Annotated in this window: 20 protein-coding genes and 1 pseudogene; 20 read left to right on the forward strand and 1 reads right to left on the reverse strand. The window is 46.0% G+C overall.

Annotated features, from left to right (window positions below; all coding sequences use genetic code 11):
- Positions 1-80: 80 nt before the first annotated feature.
- From FM037_RS06535 to FM037_RS06620, 18 genes and pseudogenes are all read left to right on the forward strand, one after another.
- On the forward strand, positions 81-755 hold the full coding sequence (locus FM037_RS06535; protein WP_144045331.1) for an alpha-ketoglutarate-dependent dioxygenase AlkB family protein: 675 nt from the start codon (positions 81-83) through the stop codon (positions 753-755).
- Positions 756-955: 200 nt separating this feature from the next.
- Positions 956-1,255, forward strand: coding sequence for a BolA family protein (locus tag FM037_RS06540; protein WP_144045332.1), 300 nt, complete (start codon positions 956-958; stop codon positions 1,253-1,255).
- A gap of 277 nt (positions 1,256-1,532) precedes the next feature.
- Entirely contained in the window at positions 1,533-2,069 is a 537-nt protein-coding gene (locus tag FM037_RS06545; RefSeq protein ID WP_144045333.1) for a TRAP transporter small permease subunit, read from the forward strand.
- Between the two features lie 38 nt (positions 2,070-2,107).
- Complete coding sequence (locus tag FM037_RS06550; RefSeq protein ID WP_407695653.1) at positions 2,108-3,433, forward strand: TRAP transporter large permease; 1,326 nt, start codon at positions 2,108-2,110, stop codon at positions 3,431-3,433.
- 234 nt (positions 3,434-3,667) lie between these two features.
- Positions 3,668-4,563, forward strand: a pseudogene (locus tag FM037_RS06555) (TRAP transporter substrate-binding protein).
- A 185-nt stretch (positions 4,564-4,748) separates the two neighbouring features.
- On the forward strand, positions 4,749-5,258 hold the full coding sequence (gene luxS / locus FM037_RS06560; RefSeq protein ID WP_144045335.1) for an S-ribosylhomocysteine lyase: 510 nt from the start codon (positions 4,749-4,751) through the stop codon (positions 5,256-5,258).
- Between the two features lie 470 nt (positions 5,259-5,728).
- Positions 5,729-7,063 (forward strand): Na(+)-translocating NADH-quinone reductase subunit A, encoded by a 1,335-nt coding sequence (locus tag FM037_RS06565; protein WP_144045336.1) that lies wholly within the window; start codon positions 5,729-5,731, stop codon positions 7,061-7,063.
- A complete protein-coding gene (locus FM037_RS06570) occupies positions 7,063-8,262 on the forward strand; it encodes an NADH:ubiquinone reductase (Na(+)-transporting) subunit B (RefSeq protein ID WP_144045337.1) in 1,200 nt (399 codons plus the stop codon). The genes FM037_RS06565 and FM037_RS06570 overlap by 1 nt, the downstream gene beginning before the upstream one ends.
- Positions 8,255-9,049, forward strand: coding sequence for a Na(+)-translocating NADH-quinone reductase subunit C (locus FM037_RS06575; protein WP_144045338.1), 795 nt, complete (start codon positions 8,255-8,257; stop codon positions 9,047-9,049). The genes FM037_RS06570 and FM037_RS06575 overlap by 8 nt, the downstream gene beginning before the upstream one ends.
- Positions 9,049-9,681, forward strand: a complete 633-nt coding sequence (locus tag FM037_RS06580) for an NADH:ubiquinone reductase (Na(+)-transporting) subunit D (RefSeq protein WP_144045339.1) — start codon at positions 9,049-9,051, stop codon at positions 9,679-9,681. The genes FM037_RS06575 and FM037_RS06580 overlap by 1 nt, the downstream gene beginning before the upstream one ends.
- Positions 9,682-9,686: 5 nt before the next feature.
- A complete protein-coding gene (gene nqrE / locus FM037_RS06585) occupies positions 9,687-10,295 on the forward strand; it encodes an NADH:ubiquinone reductase (Na(+)-transporting) subunit E (protein WP_144045340.1) in 609 nt (202 codons plus the stop codon).
- A gap of 45 nt (positions 10,296-10,340) precedes the next feature.
- The gene (gene nqrF / locus FM037_RS06590; protein ID WP_144045341.1) at positions 10,341-11,588 is read left to right on the forward strand and encodes an NADH:ubiquinone reductase (Na(+)-transporting) subunit F; all 1,248 of its coding nucleotides are present in this window, start codon (positions 10,341-10,343) and stop codon (positions 11,586-11,588) included.
- Between the two features lie 135 nt (positions 11,589-11,723).
- On the forward strand, positions 11,724-12,740 hold the full coding sequence (locus FM037_RS06595; RefSeq protein ID WP_144045342.1) for an FAD:protein FMN transferase: 1,017 nt from the start codon (positions 11,724-11,726) through the stop codon (positions 12,738-12,740).
- A 125-nt stretch (positions 12,741-12,865) separates the two neighbouring features.
- A complete protein-coding gene (gene nqrM, locus FM037_RS06600; protein WP_144048858.1) occupies positions 12,866-13,090 on the forward strand; it encodes a (Na+)-NQR maturation NqrM in 225 nt (74 codons plus the stop codon).
- A gap of 235 nt (positions 13,091-13,325) precedes the next feature.
- Complete coding sequence (bfr, locus tag FM037_RS06605) at positions 13,326-13,796, forward strand: bacterioferritin (RefSeq protein ID WP_144045343.1); 471 nt, start codon at positions 13,326-13,328, stop codon at positions 13,794-13,796.
- Between the two features lie 11 nt (positions 13,797-13,807).
- Positions 13,808-14,275, forward strand: coding sequence for a bacterioferritin (gene bfr / locus FM037_RS06610; RefSeq protein WP_144045344.1), 468 nt, complete (start codon positions 13,808-13,810; stop codon positions 14,273-14,275).
- A 175-nt stretch (positions 14,276-14,450) separates the two neighbouring features.
- Positions 14,451-14,657 (forward strand): hypothetical protein, encoded by a 207-nt coding sequence (locus tag FM037_RS06615; RefSeq protein ID WP_144045345.1) that lies wholly within the window; start codon positions 14,451-14,453, stop codon positions 14,655-14,657.
- A gap of 183 nt (positions 14,658-14,840) precedes the next feature.
- Complete coding sequence (locus tag FM037_RS06620) at positions 14,841-16,841, forward strand: methyl-accepting chemotaxis protein (protein WP_144045346.1); 2,001 nt, start codon at positions 14,841-14,843, stop codon at positions 16,839-16,841.
- A gap of 56 nt (positions 16,842-16,897) precedes the next feature.
- Here FM037_RS06620 and FM037_RS06625 read toward each other — a convergent pair whose 3' ends face one another.
- Entirely contained in the window at positions 16,898-17,767 is an 870-nt protein-coding gene (locus FM037_RS06625; protein WP_144045347.1) for a LysR substrate-binding domain-containing protein, read from the reverse strand.
- Positions 17,768-18,030: 263 nt separating this feature from the next.
- Here FM037_RS06625 and FM037_RS06630 point away from each other — a divergent pair, with 263 nt between their 5' ends.
- Entirely contained in the window at positions 18,031-18,237 is a 207-nt protein-coding gene (locus FM037_RS06630; RefSeq protein ID WP_227992633.1) for a phosphate-starvation-inducible PsiE family protein, read from the forward strand.
- Between the two features lie 19 nt (positions 18,238-18,256).
- Positions 18,257-18,523, forward strand: a complete 267-nt coding sequence (locus FM037_RS06635; protein WP_144045349.1) for a DksA/TraR family C4-type zinc finger protein — start codon at positions 18,257-18,259, stop codon at positions 18,521-18,523.
- Positions 18,524-18,637: the final 114 nt, after the last annotated feature.

An 18,637-nucleotide genomic window follows, 5' to 3' on the forward strand; every position in this document is an offset into this window, starting at 1 on the left:
TTGATAATTGTCGATAACTCTTGATATTAGTTGATAGTAAGTCGAATGTTCCATTAACCGCTTAAGGTTTATAATAAGTGATGAAACAACAAAGTTTAGACTTAAATAGACTCACCATCTCTGACTCTGAATTAGACTCTGGCTCTGAATTGGAAGTTGAATCGGAGCCGGTACTGGACAGACGATCAGAACCTCCGGTAACTTGGGTCAAAGGCTATCTCGCACCAGCGCAACAGATGGCCTTACTGAGAGAGGTTCAAGGCTATCCATTTGAGTCTCCCGAAATCGAAGTCTATGGTAAACGACATCGCATACCCAGATCTCAAGTCTGGTTCGGAGATTCGGGCTGCGATACCAAGTATTCGGGTTTACTGGTCAAGGCGCTTCTCTGGCCTAAATATGCCGACAGACTGAGGCAAAAACTCAAACGGGATTTTAGTCTCGAATCCAACGGCGTGCTGGTTAACCGCTATGTCGATGGCAAGGACTCCATGGGCTGGCACTGTGATAATGAGCCGGAATTCTCAGCAGGCAGTGATATCGCTTCTATTACACTGGGTGCGACTCGAGACTTTATCATCAGAGATAAAGTCACTCATGAGAAGCAAACCTTTGCGCTGCAATCGGGCGACCTCTTGCTCATGCATTGGCCGATGCAAGACAGGTGGGAGCATGCCTTACCTAAGCGTATGAGAGTCACCGAGCCTAGAGTTAATTATACTTTTAGGCGAGTCATAGCAGATTATTTTGGCTAAAATTCTTGATTGTTTTTGACGAGAGTGCCTGATTGTTTTGACTGAGAGTGTCTGTCACTCGACTGGATTTTTATTGTCTCATATCAATCTATATAAACTTGTCGTTAATATAGGGCTAGGAGAGTGTGGCAAACATTGATCTTTTGTGGCTAAGGTATTAACCTGCCGCCATCGTATTTTGCTTGTTTGAGAATATCCCTATGTCAGTAGAGCAACTCATTACCGAAAAACTCACCGCGGCCCTGTCGCCTAGTCACCTGGAAGTGATCAACGAGAGTAATAATCACCATGTGCCTCCGAATTCAGAGACACATTTTAAGGTCATTATTACGAGTGCGGCTTTCGAGGGTAAACGCTTACTTGGCAGACACAGAGCGGTGAATGAGGCGTTAGCCGATGAGTTCGCTAATGGCTTGCATGCCTTATCTATGCACACGTTCACTCCCGAAGAGTGGCTTGTAGAGTCGAATGTCCCTGACTCTCCAAAGTGTAAAGGCTAGAAGCTAGCCCTAGACAATAATACCAGAAGCTAAATTTGGGACTCTAATTAGAATGAGTCCCACAGGCTTTGAATCAAAAATGTAAACCCCGTGTCCACTTTCTCTGGGCCGTATCACGCTTACCGCCTACAGCCTCGTCCCTAGAATCCTAGAATCCTAGAACCTTATCGTTTCCCAGCCTGCCTCTGTATCCCTTTATTTCTGCACAAGCTTTTGTTTATCTATCGCAATAATTCTGTTATCAATATGTTAAGTGTGTTTTTGATGTTGAGAAGGGATGAATCAACTAGAGAAGATAACCGAGCTGATTGGCAGAGGGGTGAGCTGGTGTACCCTGTTTATTGTATTGATGACACTCGCGGTAGTGATATTGCGCTATGCCTTCAATACCGGTGCCACGGCGCTGCAAGAGTCTGCCTTATATCTGCATGGCGCCGTGTTTACTTTAGCCGCTGGCTATACACTGAAACATGATGGCCATGTCAGGGTCGATATCTTCTACCGTAAGTTTAGCGTTCGTAGCCGTCATTGGGTGGACTTTCTCGGTACGCTACTGCTATTGATGCCCGTTTGTCTCTTTATCCTCTATTCAAGTTTCGATTATGTTTTAGCATCCTGGCGAGTCGGGGAAAGCTCAGTCGAAGCTAGTGGCTTAGCCTATGTGTATCTGCAGAAGAGTCTGTTGCTCTTGTTGGTCGTCAGTCTATTACTTCAAGGGATAGTTGAACTGGTGCGCCATGGCGTTGCCCTGTTTAACAGTGATGACTGTGATTCTGCGAGTGGGAAAGACGGCAAGTGCGGGGGAGAGCAATAGTGGCTATTGTGCTTTTTATTGTCGTTTGCCTGGTGTTGATGCTTGGTTACCCTGTGGCACTGACATTAGCTGGGGTCGCGCTACTCTTCGCTGGGGTCAGTTCGCTCTTCGGCGTCTTCGACACTAGCCTGCTCGGCGTCCTGCCTAATAGGCTGTATGGCGTGATAAATAATCCCATCTTGATGGCTGTCCCCTTGTTTGTGTTTATGGGCGTGGTGCTTGAGAAATCTAAAGTTGCCGAACAGCTGCTGACTAGCATGGCCGAGTTATTTGGCCAGTTTCGTGGTGGACTTATTTTTAGTGTGTTCTTTGTCGGCATGTTGTTAGCTGCCAGCACCGGGATTGTCGGCGCTACTGTGGTGACCATGGGGCTGATGTCGCTGCCCAGCTTATTAAAGCGTGGCTACGATCCCGCCTTTAGCGCCGGCGCTATCTGTGCCACTGGCACTTTAGGCCAGATAATCCCGCCCTCTATCGCCCTAGTCTTACTCGGCGACGTCCTCTCTAATGCCTATCAACAGGCACAACTACAGATGGGGATCTTCAGCCCGAAATCTGTGTCAGTTGGCGATCTCTTTGCCGGGGCTTTACTGCCGGGTCTACTATTACTCGTGCTGTATTGCCTCTATACCCTATTACTTATTCGTTTTAAGCCTGAGCAGTTTCCCGAGTCTGGGGAGGCGAGGCGAGTGGACCTTGGCTTTATATTGCAAACTCTGTGCGCGCTGGTTCCACCTTTATTACTCATTTTTATGGTATTGGGCTCGATTTTGTTTGGTGTTGCGACGCCTACAGAGGCCGCCTCTGTAGGCGCATTCGGTGCACTGGTTATTGCCCTGATTAAGCGGCAGATGTCTGTTTCGATACTAAAAGAGGTGATGATAAACACGACTAAAGTCACCTCCATGGTATTTCTGATCTTGATCGGTGCGTCCATCTTCTCTCTGGTTTTTCGTGGATTGGGCGGAGATGAGCTCATACATCAAATTTTTAGCAATATGCCAGGGGGCGTTATCGGTGCCACCATATTGGTCATGTTGGTGATTTTTTTGCTTGGATTTATTTTGGACTTCATCGAGATCACCTTCGTTGTGGTACCTCTGGTAGCCCCGATATTACTGAGCATGGGACTAGACCCTATCTGGCTCGGGATCATGATAGCAGTAAATTTACAGACCTCTTTCTTAACGCCTCCATTCGGTTTCGCCTTGTTTTACCTAAGAGGAGTGACTAAAGACTTGGTGACCAGTGGTCAAATTTATCGGGGTGTGATCCCCTTCGTGATTATACAGCTGGTGCTAATGCTGATTTTGAGTGTGTGGCCAGGACTGGTTACCTGGCTACCTAGTGTCATTTATGGATGAGTGTTTATGGACTGTCAGATAAAAGGAATAAAATATGAACAGATTAAGGTTGGTCTTGATTGCAATGACGGGCTTGTTTCTCAGTGCTTGTGGGGGGAGAGTAAGCAAGAGAGTGTTAGCAATATCGATATCGATAAAGTTGCAGCAATCGAATGGAAATTGGTGACCTCCTGGCCGAAGAACTTTCCTGGGCTGGGTATGGGGCCGGAGCGATTTTCAGTGCTGGTGGATGAGATGTCCAACGGCAGGCTCAAGATTAAGGTCTATGGTGCCGGTGAGCTGATGCCTGCGTTCGAGGTCTTCGATGCCGTCAGTCAAGGTTCGGTGCAGATGGGGCACAGTGCGGCTTATTATTGGAAGGGCAAGGCACCCGCGGCGCAGTTTTTTACTTCGATCCCATTTGGCCTAAATGCCCAAGAGATGAATGGCTGGTTGCATTATGGCGGTGGTATGGAACTGTGGGAAGAGGTCTATGAGCCATTTGGGATCTTACCCTTAGCCGGTGGTAATACCGGGGTGCAGATGGGAGGCTGGTTCAATAAAGAGATCAATTCCATTAATGATCTTAAGGGCTTGAAGATGCGTCTTCCGGGTCTTGGGGGGAAGTGCTCAAGCGTGTTGGTGGGGTTCCGGTTACGCTGCCTGGGCGAGAGCTGTATACCGCGTTGCAGACTGGTGCCATAGATGCAACCGAGTGGGTCGGGCCATTTAACGACCTGGCCTTTGGTCTGCACAAGGCGGCTAAGTTTTACTATTATCCGGGCTGGCACGAGCCGGGAACTACGCTCGAGTTTCTTATCAATAAAAAGGCTTTCGCGACTTTGCCTGCAGATCTGCAGGCCATTGTCAGGGTCGCCGCTCGGGCGATTAACCAGGATATGCTCGATGAGTATACCAGCAAGCATGTGATAGCACTGGAGTCACTTATCAATGAGCATGATGTCATCATTAAGCAATTTCCGGATGAAGTGATGAAAGAGCTCGCTAAGGTCTCTAAGCTAGTAATAAAAGAGCAGTCCGAGCAAGATGACACCATGAAAAAAGTCTATGATGCTTATATGGAGTATCAAGTCGGGGTGAGAAAATACCACCTGATCTCGGAAGATGCTTATAGTAGGTTAAGGCAGTAGCTTTATTTCAGCAGCATTAGAGTTATGAAGGCACGAGTCTTGTTCAGACTCATATATGTTTTTTGGTACTATCGAGACTGGCCATAGTGATATTGGCTTATGCTAGAATACAAAAAAATAAAAATAAGGCGAATACTTTTAAATTGTTAAGCCTTACCCATGCCCTACAAATTTGGAGAGTAGAGATGCCATTATTAGATAGCTTTACCGTCGATCATACTCGCATGCATGCCCCAGCGGTCCGTGTGGCGAAAACCATGAAGACGCCTAGCGGTGATTCCATCACAGTATTCGATCTGCGTTTCTGTGTGCCGAACCAAGACATCTTGAGTGAGCGGGGCATACATACCTTAGAGCATCTTTATGCCGGATTTATGCGTGATCACCTCAATGGGGATTCTGTTGAAATCATCGACATCTCACCTATGGGCTGTCGTACCGGTTTCTATATGAGCCTGATTGGTACGCCTGGCGAGGCGGAAGTTGCCGAGGCTTGGTTGGCGGCGATGAACGATGTACTCAAAGTCGCGGAGCAATCTGAGATCCCAGAGCTTAATGAATACCAATGTGGCACTTATGACATGCACTCTCTGGATCAGGCTAAGGGCATCGCCCGGTCGATAATTGCTGCAGGGATAAGCGTTAACAAGAATGACGAGCTAAAGCTCAGTGATGACATCTTGAAAGGTTTGTGATTCAGGAGCAGACATAAATAAGCGGCTAAGCCGCTTTTTTTATGCCTAAAATTACTTTTTCAGTCTAATGTTAACTCGCTAATCTGATTATTGGTGCTCAAATAATCAGCGGTCAGGGTGCGCTAATCTTTGGTTAAAAAAATATTGATTAGGCTTCATTTGACTATTTGAAAAAGACAATATCCTTGCTAGGTAAAGGGCTTATTTGAATTAGTAGGCGCTGAATCAAAATAATTCACTAAAATGCGAGCTAAAGCCGAATTTAAAAATTCATAATCCTATTAAAACACCCACATTTTTCATGGCGATACCGTGATATTTACTGTAAAATGCGCGCGAACAGCGTGATTGCGATCGCATTTTCGTGATAAGTCTGCGCTAGCTCATCGAGGTGAGCTTTGTTTTAAACCTGTCGTACTAAGCAGGAACGCGGCGCATTATCTTTCCTTCATAACGTAGTGCTTGTGGATATGATTACAATAAAGAAAGGATTGGACCTGCCTATAGCAGGCGGGCCAGAGCAAGTAGTCCATGATGGCCCAGCCATTAAACGTGTGGCTATTTTGGGTGAAGAGTATATTGGCTTACGCCCCACGATGAAAATCAAAGTGGGTGATAAAGTTAAAAAAGGTCAGATTATCTTTGAAGATAAAAAGAACCTTGGTGTTAAATATACGGCTTTAGCAAGTGGCACAATTTCAGAAGTCAACCGGGGCGCACAACGCGTTCTGCAGTCAGTCGTCATAGATATCGAAGGGGAAGAGAGTGTCTCCTTTGCTAAATATGGTGCAGCAGAATTAGCGTCGTTGGATTCGCAGCTAGTTAGAGACAACCTTATTGAATCAGGGTTGTGGACAGCATTGCGAACTCGTCCTTTCAGTAAAGCCCCAGCAGTAGATTCTACCGCTGCCGGCATCTTCGTTACCGCGATAGATACTCAACCTCTTGCTGCCGATCCTGAAGTGGTTATCGGTACGCAAAAAGCTGATTTTGAGAATGGACTTAAGGTTCTGTCAAGATTGACTGAAGGTAAAGTCTTTGTGTGTAAAGCGCCTGGAGCCGATATTCCAGCCGCCAATGCTCAAGTCGAAGAGTTTGCAGGTAAACATCCTGCGGGTCTGGTCGGTACACATATACACTTCCTACTCCCCGCATCGGTTAACAGAACGGTTTGGCATGTGGGTTACCAAGATGTCATCGCCATTGGTCAGCTATTTACTACCGGTGAATTAAACACTCAACGTGTGGTAGCCATAGCGGGCCCTAAGGCGAGTAAGCCAAGATTAGTTCGTACTCAACTCGGTGCTTCTTTCACAGAATTAACTGCAAATGAAACCTTAGACGGTGACGTTCGTGTTGTTTCTGGCTCAGTTTTGAGCGGAAGAACTGCGATTGGGCCTCATGCTTATCTGGGGCGTTTCCATCTGCAGGTATCAATGCTTGAAGAAGGCAGAGAGCAGGAATTTATCGGTTGGGCTATGCCTGGCAGTGATAAGTTCTCTATCACTCGTTCTTTCTTAGGTCACCTATCACCTTCACGTCTGTTTAATATGACGACGAGTACCGGTGGATCTGACAGAGCTATGGTGCCAATCGGTAACTATGAGCGTGTGATGCCTCTGGATATTCTTCCTACTATGTTATTGCGTGACTTAGTGTCAGGCGATTCCGATGGTGCCGTTACCTTGGGCGCCTTGGAGTTGGATGAAGAAGATTTGGCATTGTGTACTGTCGTATGTCCGGGTAAGTATGACTATGCGACCTACCTACGTGACTGTCTAGATACGATCGTGAGGGAAGGCTAATGGGTTTGAAAGAGTTTTTTAAGGGTATCGAACCTCAGTTTGAGAAGGGCGGTAAATACGAAAAGTTTTACGCCGTTTTCGAAGCTGCATATACGGTTTTCTATACCCCAGGTCATGTGAACAAGGGCGCAACCCATGTTCGCGATAATTTAGACCTGAAACGTATGATGATCTTGGTGTGGGCATGTACATTCCCAGCCATGTTCGTTGGTATGTATAACGTAGGTTTGCAAGCTCAAGATGCGCTTGTAGCCGGTTTCGCGACACCAGACGTTTGGCAGGTTAGCCTGTTCGGTATGTTTGGTACTGAACTGAATGAGAATTCAGGTATTGCAGCCCTGCTGTGGTACGGCGCTTGTTTCTTCCTGCCTATCTATGCGGTGACATTCGCCGTCGGTGGTATCTGGGAAGTCTTGTTTGCGTCGGTGCGTGGTCATGAAGTTAACGAAGGTTTCTTCGTCACTTCGGTGCTGTTTGCATTGACTCTGCCTGCTACAATTCCTTTATGGATGGTTGCACTGGGTATCACTTTCGGTGTGGTTGTGGCCAAAGAGATCTTCGGTGGTACGGGACGTAACTTCCTTAACCCAGCACTGGCTGGTCGTGCCTTCCTATTCTTCGCTTACCCGCTCAGCATGTCTGGTGACAGCTCTTGGGTTGCTGCAGACGGTTTCTCTGGTGCTACTGCACTGAGTCAAGCGGCTCAAGGCACATTAGAATATGGATTCAACCAAAATTGGTGGGATGCCTTCCTAGGTTTCATTCCTGGTTCTGTCGGTGAAGTGTCTACCCTTGCTCTCTTGCTCGGTGGCGCGGTGATCATATACGCACGTATCGCATCATGGCGCATCGTTGCCGGTGTGATGGTCGGTATGATTGCTGTTTCTTACCTATTGAACTTTATCGGTAGTGACACGAATCCTATGTTCGCTATGCCTTGGTACTGGCACCTTGTTTTAGGTGGTTTTGCCTTCGGTATGATGTTTATGGCGACTGACCCTGTATCGGCTTCGTTCACTAACTCGGCAAAGTGGGGTTACGGGATCTTGATTGGTGCAATGGCAGTGTTTATCCGTGTCGTTAACCCAGCGTTCCCAGAAGGTATGATGTTGGCCATCTTATTCGCCAACCTGTTTGCTCCACTATTTGACCATTTTGTTGTTCAGGCAAATATCAAGCGGAGGATTGCACGTGGCTAGTAACAAAGATTCCTTTGGCAGAACCCTCTTTGTCGTGGTTGGTTTATGTTTCATCTGTTCGATCTTCGTATCGACTGCAGCTGTAATATTAAGGCCAATCCAGATTGAGAATAAACTGCTGGATAAGCAAAAATACATTCTTGAAGCTGCCGGCCTCACTGCTGATAGTGGAGCTCCTTTGACTAAAGCCGACGTACTTGAAAAATACAACAAGTATGTTGTGGCTAAGCTTGTCGACTTAAAGACCGGTGACTGGGTTGAAGGTGATGCAGATTCATTCGATGCCGATAAGGTTTCTCGTGATGTCGCTAATTCATTTAAGCCTGAGAACGATGTCGCCTCGGTTAAGCGTGTAGCAAACACTGCGGTTGTCTATATTGTCAGTGATGACCAAGGGCAACTAAAGACACTGATTTTACCGATTAAAGGCTACGGTCTTTGGTCAACCATGTATGCATTCCTGGCCATCGAGCCTGATATGAATACTATTCAGAGTCTGGTTTACTATGCATTTACCGGTTCGGGTGAGACTCCGGGTCTAGGTGGTGAAGTTCAAAACCCAATCTGGATGGCGAAATGGCATGGTAAGAAGCTCTATGACGCACAAGGTAACTTAGCGATTAAGGTCACTAAGAACCCAGTTGTTGCGGCTTCTGTCCACGGTGTAGATGCGCTATCTGGTGCAACCTTGACCGGTAACGGTGTTCAAAACTCACTTGATTTTTGGTTAGGTGAGGAAGGTTTTGCTCACTTCATCGAGAAATTTCGTAATGGAGGACTGAGCTAATGGCTAACGCTAAAGAACTTAAGCAGGTTCTATCGGGACCAATTGTTAATAACAACCCGATCGCTCTGCAAGTACTAGGTGTATGTAGTGCACTGGCTGTAACCAGTAAGATGGAAACTGCACTGGTGATGACCATTGCTTTGACTGCCGTTACGGCGTGTTCAAACTTGTTCATCTCTATGTTGCGTAATCACATCCCAAGCAGTGTACGTATCATAGTGCAGATGACCATCATTGCATCTTTGGTAATCGTGGTCGATCAGGTGCTGCAGGCATATGCCTACGACGTGTCTAAGCAATTGTCGGTTTTCGTTGGTCTTATCATTACTAACTGTATTGTGATGGGCCGCGCCGAAGCTTATGCGATGAAGACACCGCCTATGATGAGCTTTATGGATGGTATAGGTAATGGCTTAGGCTATGGTGCTATTCTTCTATCTGTAAGTTTTGTCCGTGAACTCTTTGGTAATGGTTCGCTATTTGGTGTTGAGATATTAAGCAAGATTTCAGACGGTGGTTGGTATCAGCCAAATGGTCTGCTATTGCTACCACCTAGTGCGTTCTTCTTAATCGGTACTCTGATCTGGATCATTCGTACTGTTAAGCCAGAGCAAGTAGAAGCAAAAGGGTAAGCGCGATGGAACATTATATAAGTCTATTAATTCGTTCTATTTTTATTGAGAACATGGCTCTCTCTTTCTTCTTGGGGATGTGTACATTCTTGGCAGTATCGAAGAAAGTGACCACGGCGATGGGACTCGGTGTTGCCGTTATTGTGGTTCTGGCAATTTCAGTTCCTGTTAACCAGATCATCTATCAGGGGCTTTTGGCACCAGGTGCTCTGGCTTGGGCTGGTGCACCGGATGCTGACTTGAGCTTCTTGAAGTTCATCACTTTCATCGGTGTTATCGCGGCGCTAGTACAGATCTTAGAGATGGTGTTAGATAAGTTCTTCCCGCCGCTCTATAACGCTCTGGGCATCTTCCTGCCACTCATCACTGTAAACTGTGCCATCTTTGGTGCAGTCTCTTTCATGGTTGAGCGTGATTACAACCTGCTTGAGAGTATGGTGTTTGGTGTGGGTTCAGGAGTGGGCTTCGCATTAGCTATCGTCTTGTTAGCAGGTATCCGTGAAAAGCTGAAATATGCTGATGTGCCTGATGGACTGCGTGGCTTAGGTATTACCTTTGTGACCGCGGGTCTAATGGCGCTTGGATTCATGTCGTTTTCTGGAGTGTCCCTATAATCGGGACCCATAGGGTTCCTGTTTCGGACTGTTAAGGATAAGTTAATGGATATTCTTAAATCTACTCCACTCGAGGTTTACCTCGGTGTGAGTATGTTTACTGCTATCGTCTTAGGTTTGGTACTAATCATCTTGTTTGCCAAGTCAAAGTTGGTAAATAGCGGTGACATTACAATTAGTATCAATGATGATCCTGAGAAAGGCATAAAATTGCCTGCAGGTGGCAAATTACTAGGTGCATTGGCCGAGAGCGGTATTTTCGTCTCTAGTGCATGTGGTGGTGGTGGTACTTGTGGTCAGTGTAAAGTACATATTAAATCAGGTGGTGGTGATATTTTGCCAACTGAGTTGGATCATATCAGCAAAGGTGAGGCTCGTGAGGGCTGTCGTTTATCTTGTCAGGTAAGCGTTAAAACTGATATGGATATCGTGCTCGAAGAAGAGATCTTTGGTGTTAAGAAGTGGGAATGTACCGTTATCTCTAATGATAACAAGGCCACTTTCATCAAAGAGCTTAAGCTTCAAATACCTGGTGGTGATTCGGTTCCGTTCCGCGCCGGTGGTTATATTCAAATTGAAGCCCCTGTACATCATGTTAAATATGCAGAGTTCGAAATTCCTGCACAATATCGTGGTGACTGGGAGCACTTTGGCTTCTTCAAGCTAGAGTCTAAAGTAGAAGATGAAACAATCCGTGCATACTCTATGGCGAACTATCCTGAAGAGGCTGGTATCATCATGTTGAACGTGCGTATTGCAACACCTCCGCCACGTAACTTAACTCTGCCTTGCGGTAAGATGTCTTCGTACATCTTCAGCTTGAAAGAGGGTGATAAGGTGACTATTTCTGGTCCGTTTGGCGAGTTCTTCGCTAAAGAAACGGACAACGAGATGATCTTTGTCGGTGGTGGTGCAGGCATGGCGCCAATGCGTTCTCATATCTTCGATCAGCTTAAGCGTCTTAAGACAGACCGCAAGATAAGCTTCTGGTATGGTGCCCGCTCTAAGCGTGAAATGTTCTATGTCGAAGACTTCGATGGCCTGGCGTCAGATAACGAAAACTTCGATTGGCATGTTGCACTATCAGATCCTCAGCCTGAGGATAATTGGGAAGGCAAGACTGGTTTCATTCATAATGTACTGTATGAAAGCTATTTGCGTGACCATGATGCGCCGGAAGATTGTGAATTCTACATGTGTGGCCCTCCAATGATGAACGCGGCCGTTATCGGTATGCTGAAAGATCTTGGTGTCGAAGATGAAAACATCCTTCTGGATGACTTCGGCGGCTAATCACATCTTACACGCTTGAATCTTGAAATAGTTGTCATTCGAGTTTAAAAAAGACAGTGAGGAACTCTTCCTCACTGTCTTTAATCAAGCATCGAGTAGATCATAAGTTTTATAGTGATAAGGATTTAGGTCAAAATGAAAAAGACCTTAGTAAACTGGTTAGCCCTCGTATGGCTAGCCTTTTTTGTTTCTGGGTGCAGTAAACCTGCACAAATAATTTCACTTTCCGGCAACACCATGGGCACGACGTATCACATTAAAGTGGTACCGAGTCAGCAGCTTCCGGAAGCTAACCTACTTCAAGCTAAAATTGATCTCGCACTAGAGAAGGTCAATGATCAGATGTCTACCTATCGGCCTGAGTCTGAGCTGTCACGCTTCAATTCCATGAATTATGAAGAGACAGTGACTGTGTCGAGGGACACTGCTTTTGTTATTGCCGAGGGAATACATCTCTATGACGTTACGGACGGCGCATTAGATATCACCTTAGGTCCTTTAGTAAACCTATGGGGATTTGGACCCGATAAGCGACCAACCAGCATACCTTCAGAAGAAGTTATCGCTGCAGCAAAGGCAAAAACGGGCATGCAATATCTTCATCTGGATGGCACCAAGTTAACTAAGACTAATCCTGACTTATATGTGGATCTTTCATCGATTGCCAAGGGTTTTGGTGTCGATGTCGTTGCAGCAATACTCGATAAGTATCATGTCGATGGCTATCTGGTTGAAATCGGTGGTGAGCTCAGTGTATTTGGCAACAAAATGGATGGCTCGCCCTGGCGCGTCGCTATCGAGCAGCCGGATGTTGACGATCGTGAAATCCAACAGGTGGTCGAACCCGGTGACATGGCAATAGCGACTTCCGGTGATTACCGTAATTACTATGAAGAAGAGGGACGTCAATTCTCTCACCTCATCGACCCCAGAAGTGGCTATCCAATCGATCATAGATTAGCTTCTGTGACAGTACTGCATAAGCAGTCTATGGTGGCAGATGGTTACGCGACGGCCATGATGGTATTAGGTACCCAGAAGTCTCTGGCCTTGGCTAAGCAGGAAAACTTAGCCATCATGCTGATTGAGAAACAAGATAACGGCTTTAAAGTCTTTTACAGTGATGCTTTTAAACCTTATGTAAATCAGTAAACCGATCGGGCTTTGTGCTAATACTAGATTTTTGAATTTAGTATTAGGTCTGTTCTGGACGATAGATTTAGTCTACTCGAGTGATCTGATGATATAATCGGCTCACGCTACAGTTGGAGTATATGATGAGTACATTTATCGCGGCATTTGTTGTTTTATTGCTGTTTTTTCTTTTGATGTCTATTGGCTATCTCGTTAAGCGAACTGCAGTTGCAGGAAGTTGTGGTGGCTTAGGGGTGTTAGGGATCGATAAAGCGTGCGATTGCGATGATCCTTGTGACAATCGTAAAGCAAAAATGGCTGTCGAAGATGAGAGACGTGAAAAACTCGCCAAAGACCGCATCATCTAGCCAATTTCAGCTATTAAACAACTGAAAGGTATCTTGATCTCAAGATGCCTTTTTTTATGCCTGTCATATTTTAGTTTACATTTCCCTCGAAAACGATAGTCGCTAAAAAGAATCTTAATAAGAATACTTTTCATTATTAAGTCGTTGAAATATAACGGTAATTGCATTTTGTTCTTTTCTGTAATAGTCTCTGATACTTGATTTGGATCAAGTTTCATAATTAAGGGACGCAGAGATGAAAGGTCAACCTCAGGTACTCGGTCAGCTCAATAACATACTCACCTTCGAACTGACTGCCATCAATCAGTATTTTCTCCATGCTCGCATGTATAAAAATTGGGGCTTCGAAGAGCTGAATCATAAGTCATATAAGAAATCCATCCAGGATATGAAGCATGCCGATAAGTTAATTGAGCGTGTACTGTTTCTCGAAGGCTTACCGAATCTGCAGCAACTGCAAAAACTCAGGATCGGTGAGCACTGCGAAGAGATGCTCAGTTGTGATAAAACCATGATTGAGGAGCAAATCTTGGCGCTTAGATCTGCTATCGAGATTTGTGAGTCACTAAGAGATTATGTCAGTCGTGATCTACTCGCAGATCTGCTCGAAGATGAAGAGGAGCACTTAGACTGGATCGAATCCCAGCAAGAGTTGATCTCATTAACCGGTACGCAGAATTACCTTCAGTCAAAAATTAATAAGTAAGAGGCTATCAAATGAAAGGCAACCAAGAGGTTATCGATACACTCAACCAGCTGCTGACTGGCGAGCTATCAGCAATGGATCAGTACTTCGTTCACGGTTTAATGTATGAGGATTGGGGGCTAAATGAGCTTCATACCCGAATCTCCCATGAGTCGGATGATGAGAGAGTTCATGCTGGTAAGTTAGTGCAGCGTATTTTATTTCTCGAGGGCACTCCCGACGTCGCCAGTCGTGAGCCGTTAAATATTGGTAAGAATACTCAGGAGATGCTGCAAAATGATCTCAATTACGAGTATCAAGTAGCCGATAATCTACGTAAGGCAATTGCTTTATGTGAACAGAAGCAAGACTATCAGACTCGTGAGATCTTAGCGGTTTTGTTAGAGGAGACTGAATCGGATCATATGTATTGGCTAGAGAAGCAGCTAGGACTTATAGGCAGAGTTGGTCTGCAAAACTATCTTCAATCTATGATCTAGCCTTGGTTTTACCCGATAATAGGCTGTATTGAAATAGATGTATCGGGTTACGGCGAATATTAGACATTCAAGCAGAACCGTTTGAGTGTCTTTTTACTTTTTGTCTTCTGTCCTTCTGTACAGCTTGTATTCAGTAAAATTGGTTATCCTGATGTTATAGAATCAGGAGGGGAAAATGACCAGGCATAGAGACATCAATTCTACACTCGATCCAGATACCAGTCAGTTAAGTGAATTGTTTCCTGTGATCGTTAACTCACTATTGCTCAAGATTGCCAGCCTTGAGTTGCAACTCTTACAGGCCAAAGCTGAGCTTCCCCGTTTAGGCGCCATCTCTTTGCTCAGTGACGAAGAAAGAAAGATGCTTAATGAGCTGTTCTGAGTCCGATCATTGAGTTAAACAGCCAAGCCCTCTTTATTTCTCTTAACATGTTTTGCCATTGCTCCGCCTTATTTACAATACATAAAAAACACTTTTCACTATTTTATCCCGGTTAACTCTTCACACTTAGCGCAGTTCTGCTAGTTTGATGGGTTAATAATAAAAATAAATGAAAGGTACTCCATGAAGCAGCTTAAAAGCTCCCTCAGTCTCCAGCTAGTCTTTGCCATTGTCGGCGCATTAGCTATTTTACTCGCCATCGTTTCCGCCTTCCTCGTCAATGGCGAAAGTGACCGAACCCGTAAACAGATCGATGTCGATCTCTCCGCCCTGGTACAGCTGAAATCCAACGAAGTGACCAGTTACTTTGTCGAGAAAGCAAAGGTGATCGATTCTGTGTTTGCCTCACCTCAAGTATTGAATTGGTTCAGCCAGTACAATAAGCGACTCAGTAACTTAGATCGCGATGTCGAGTATCAAAGTGTTATCCAATACTTCAAACATTTCTCAGATAGTGACAGTGATATTAAGTCGGTGTTCTTTGGCTCGGCGAATACTTTCGAGTATTTCGATCTCAATGGCCGATACAATGATGCGGGCTACTACACCAACAAACGTCCCTGGTGGCAGGAAGGTATAAATAAAAATGGCATGTATGTGACCGATCCTGCGGTTGATGCCAACGATGGCTCTATCTCGGCTACGGTTAAGTCTGTAATAAAGAATGCTAATGGGGAGTTTATCGGTATCGGTGGCATGGATATCTTGATCGATACCATAGGCACCGAGCTGCTAGCCAGGATGAAGTACCATGGTCAGGGCCAGGCATTCTTGATGACTCAAAGCGGGCAACTGGTGTACTTCCCAGGATTTACTCAGCAGTTCCAGCCAGGCTCTCAAGCCAGCAAAGTCGATAGCTATTTTAATGATACCCAAGGTTTTGGACAACTGAGCCGCCTGATGAGTTCACAGGAGCAGGGCGTTGCCGAGGTGACTTTTAAGGGCGTAGAACAAAGAGTCAGCTATGTCAGCGTAGGCGGTGACTTCCCCCAGCAAAAATGGCACCTTGCCTTCATGTTACCTAACGCTGTGATAGAAGCGCCAGTCAACCAGGCTATGGTCAACGCAAGCTTGCTTGCCGTGGTCATCATGCTCTTGGTAGGCGCTACAGTTTGGATGATGCTGTTACCCTTTAGGCGTCAGATCAATCGTTTACTCGAGGCGATGGAAGATATTGCCCAAGGTGATAGCGATCTGTCTAAACGTATTCATATGGACAGAGAAGATGAGCTGGGCAAACTAGGTGATGCATTTAACCGTTTCGCGGCTAAGGTACAAGGGATGCTGGAGCAGACCCGAGAGCTGACACATAGAGTCGATTCCGGGGTAAGCGGTGCGGTCGCTATATGTGATGAGGCATTGCATTCGGTTTCACAGCAGAAGCAGGAGATATCCAGCGTGGCAACGGCGGCCACTGAGATGGCTCATACCTCTCAGGAGATGGCGAATAGTGCTCAACGTGCCAGTGATTTTTCCGAGAAAGCCCAGCAAGAGTCTCGTGATGGGATGGAGATTGTCGCTAAGGCCACTCAAGGTATGCAGTCACTCTCTTCTCAGGTCATTGAGGCTGCTAAGGTGGTTCGCCATCTGAGGACCAGTTCGGAGCAGATTGGCGAGGTGCTCAGCGTGATCCGTGGTATTGCAGAGCAGACTAACCTGTTAGCACTCAACGCCGCGATCGAAGCGGCCCGCGCAGGTGAGCAGGGCAGAGGTTTCGCCGTAGTCGCCGATGAGGTGAGAACCTTAGCTTCTAGGACACAAGACTCGACTGCCAATATTCAGGAGATAATCCAGACCCTGCAACAAAATGCACTCCAGGCCGAGCAAGTCATGGAAGAGGGGGTCGAACAGGCGAATGTGGGTCAGGAGCTGACGATTCAGGTCGAAGAAGCCCTAACCGGGATCACCAGTGCCATTTCGGCGATTCAGCAGCAGACGATAGAGATCACCTCATCCATAGGTCAGCAGGCCGTGGTTGCCGAAGAGGTGGCCTGTAATGTGGAGAATATTCGAGGCTTATCCGATGATTCATTGGCATCGAGTGAAGCCCTGTCGGTGAGTTTGGCCGAGTTCCAACATGTGACAGGGGAGCTGTCGAAGAATATCCAGCAGTTTACGATCTAGCAGCATGACCTTGAGTGCCAATCAGCGAAATGCCAGTTATATAGTGACAGGCATTTTTATTTTAGCTTTTCTGTCAGATGATCGATCAACATACGCACCTTAGGTGACAGGTGCCTGTTTTGTGGATAGATGGCCCAGATCCCATCATCGAAAGGCCTATGTTGTTCGAGTATTGACATTAACTTGCCGCTCTCGAGATAGGGCAAGACATAATAGTCGGGCAACTGAGTGATACCTATGGCTTTCACTGCTGCATCGACCAGAGCTCTGCCGCTGTTACAGCTCAGGCTACCCCTGACTCTGATATTTCTGGTCTTGCCGCCTTCCTGAAAACGCCAATAATCTAAGGTGCCTAGCAGGCAGTTATGTTGCTCTAGCTCAGATAAGGAGTGGGGGATACCATAGGTCGAAAGGTAATTCGGAGAAGCGCAGATATAATGTGTTCGCTTTCCCAGTTTCTTAGCCATCATGCTCGAGTCTTCGAGTTGTCCCAGACGGATAGCCAGATCATAGCCTTCATCGATCATATCTACCTTGAGGTTAGTCAGGTTGAGCTTAACTTCGAGCTCGGGATATTTGGCGATAAAGTCATTTATTAAGGGAGCTAGCGTTCTCTCGCCATAGGTCACTGGAGCGGTTATTTTCAAGCGTCCCCGCGGCGTGCTCTGCAGGTTGGTGATCGCTCTTTCAGCCTCTTCTAGCCCATCGAGAACTTGCCTGCAATGTTGAAAATAGACTTGTCCCGCTTCCGTTACCGAGACCTTACGTGTGGTGCGGTGGAAGAGTTTTGTGGCTAAGCGGGTCTCTAGGGCACTGACTTGACGACTGACTTGAGCCGTGGATATGCCCAGTCGTTTTGCTGCCTGAGTAAAGCTTTCGGTTTCTGCCACGGCGACAAACTCACTGACACCTTCCCAGTTAAACATTATTACCTCCTGGTAAAAGTGATTTTATAATTTACTAGATTATCATTATTTTGATTAGGAATATAATACACCCAATTCTTCGGTACAGCTTTTAATTTACGTCAGCCGATAAGTGCCTTCTCATGTTTAGGGGCTGATAGCATTGATATTACTGCTCTGCGCTTATGCCTTTAAGGAGTTTAAATGGAAAAATAGATAACGAACCTATTATCAATAAGCTGGGCCAAGCAGTGCACTATGCTGTAAGAGCTTTGGCGGTCCTAATGACTCTAGTCATTTTATGGGGCGTGATAGATGTGCAGATAGTGATAGCGACAGCACTGATGGCCATATCACGAAAGATCATAGTACTGGATTTTAAAGAGGTTGATGCCGAATACGTCTGGGCTTCTGCCGCGGTCATTATCGCCCTAGGTGTAACCTATTGGTTGATCGCGTTTAAACAGAAAGAAGCTTTGACAGATTCTTAGAAATAAATAGGAGAGATCCATGGCTGGAGGTTGGTCAAGAGATGGCGCGGTGCAAGAGCAAATAGATAGCAGTGTGGGTGAGGCCGTTGCACAAGCCAGAGGGAAATTAAGTGCAGGTTCGGGTCTGGCTCATTGCGAAGAGTGCGGCACCGAAATTCCACTGGCACGTCGAGATGCAGTACCTGGCGTTCGTTTGTGCATTAGTTGCCAAGCTGAGCAAGATAATCTACAGACAAAGATGGCTGGTTATAACCGACGTGGTAGTAAAGACAGTCAATTACGATGATTGTTACTCTAGAGTAAAAGTAATTTACCCATAAGTAGGATTATCATTTTAATCTTAAGGGATATACTTATCCCATATTCAAAACGACATGGTGCCAGGAATTAGATTTAGTAT

The sequence above is a fragment of the Shewanella psychropiezotolerans genome, from assembly GCF_007197555.1.
GTDB lineage: Bacteria > Pseudomonadota > Gammaproteobacteria > Enterobacterales > Shewanellaceae > Shewanella > Shewanella psychropiezotolerans.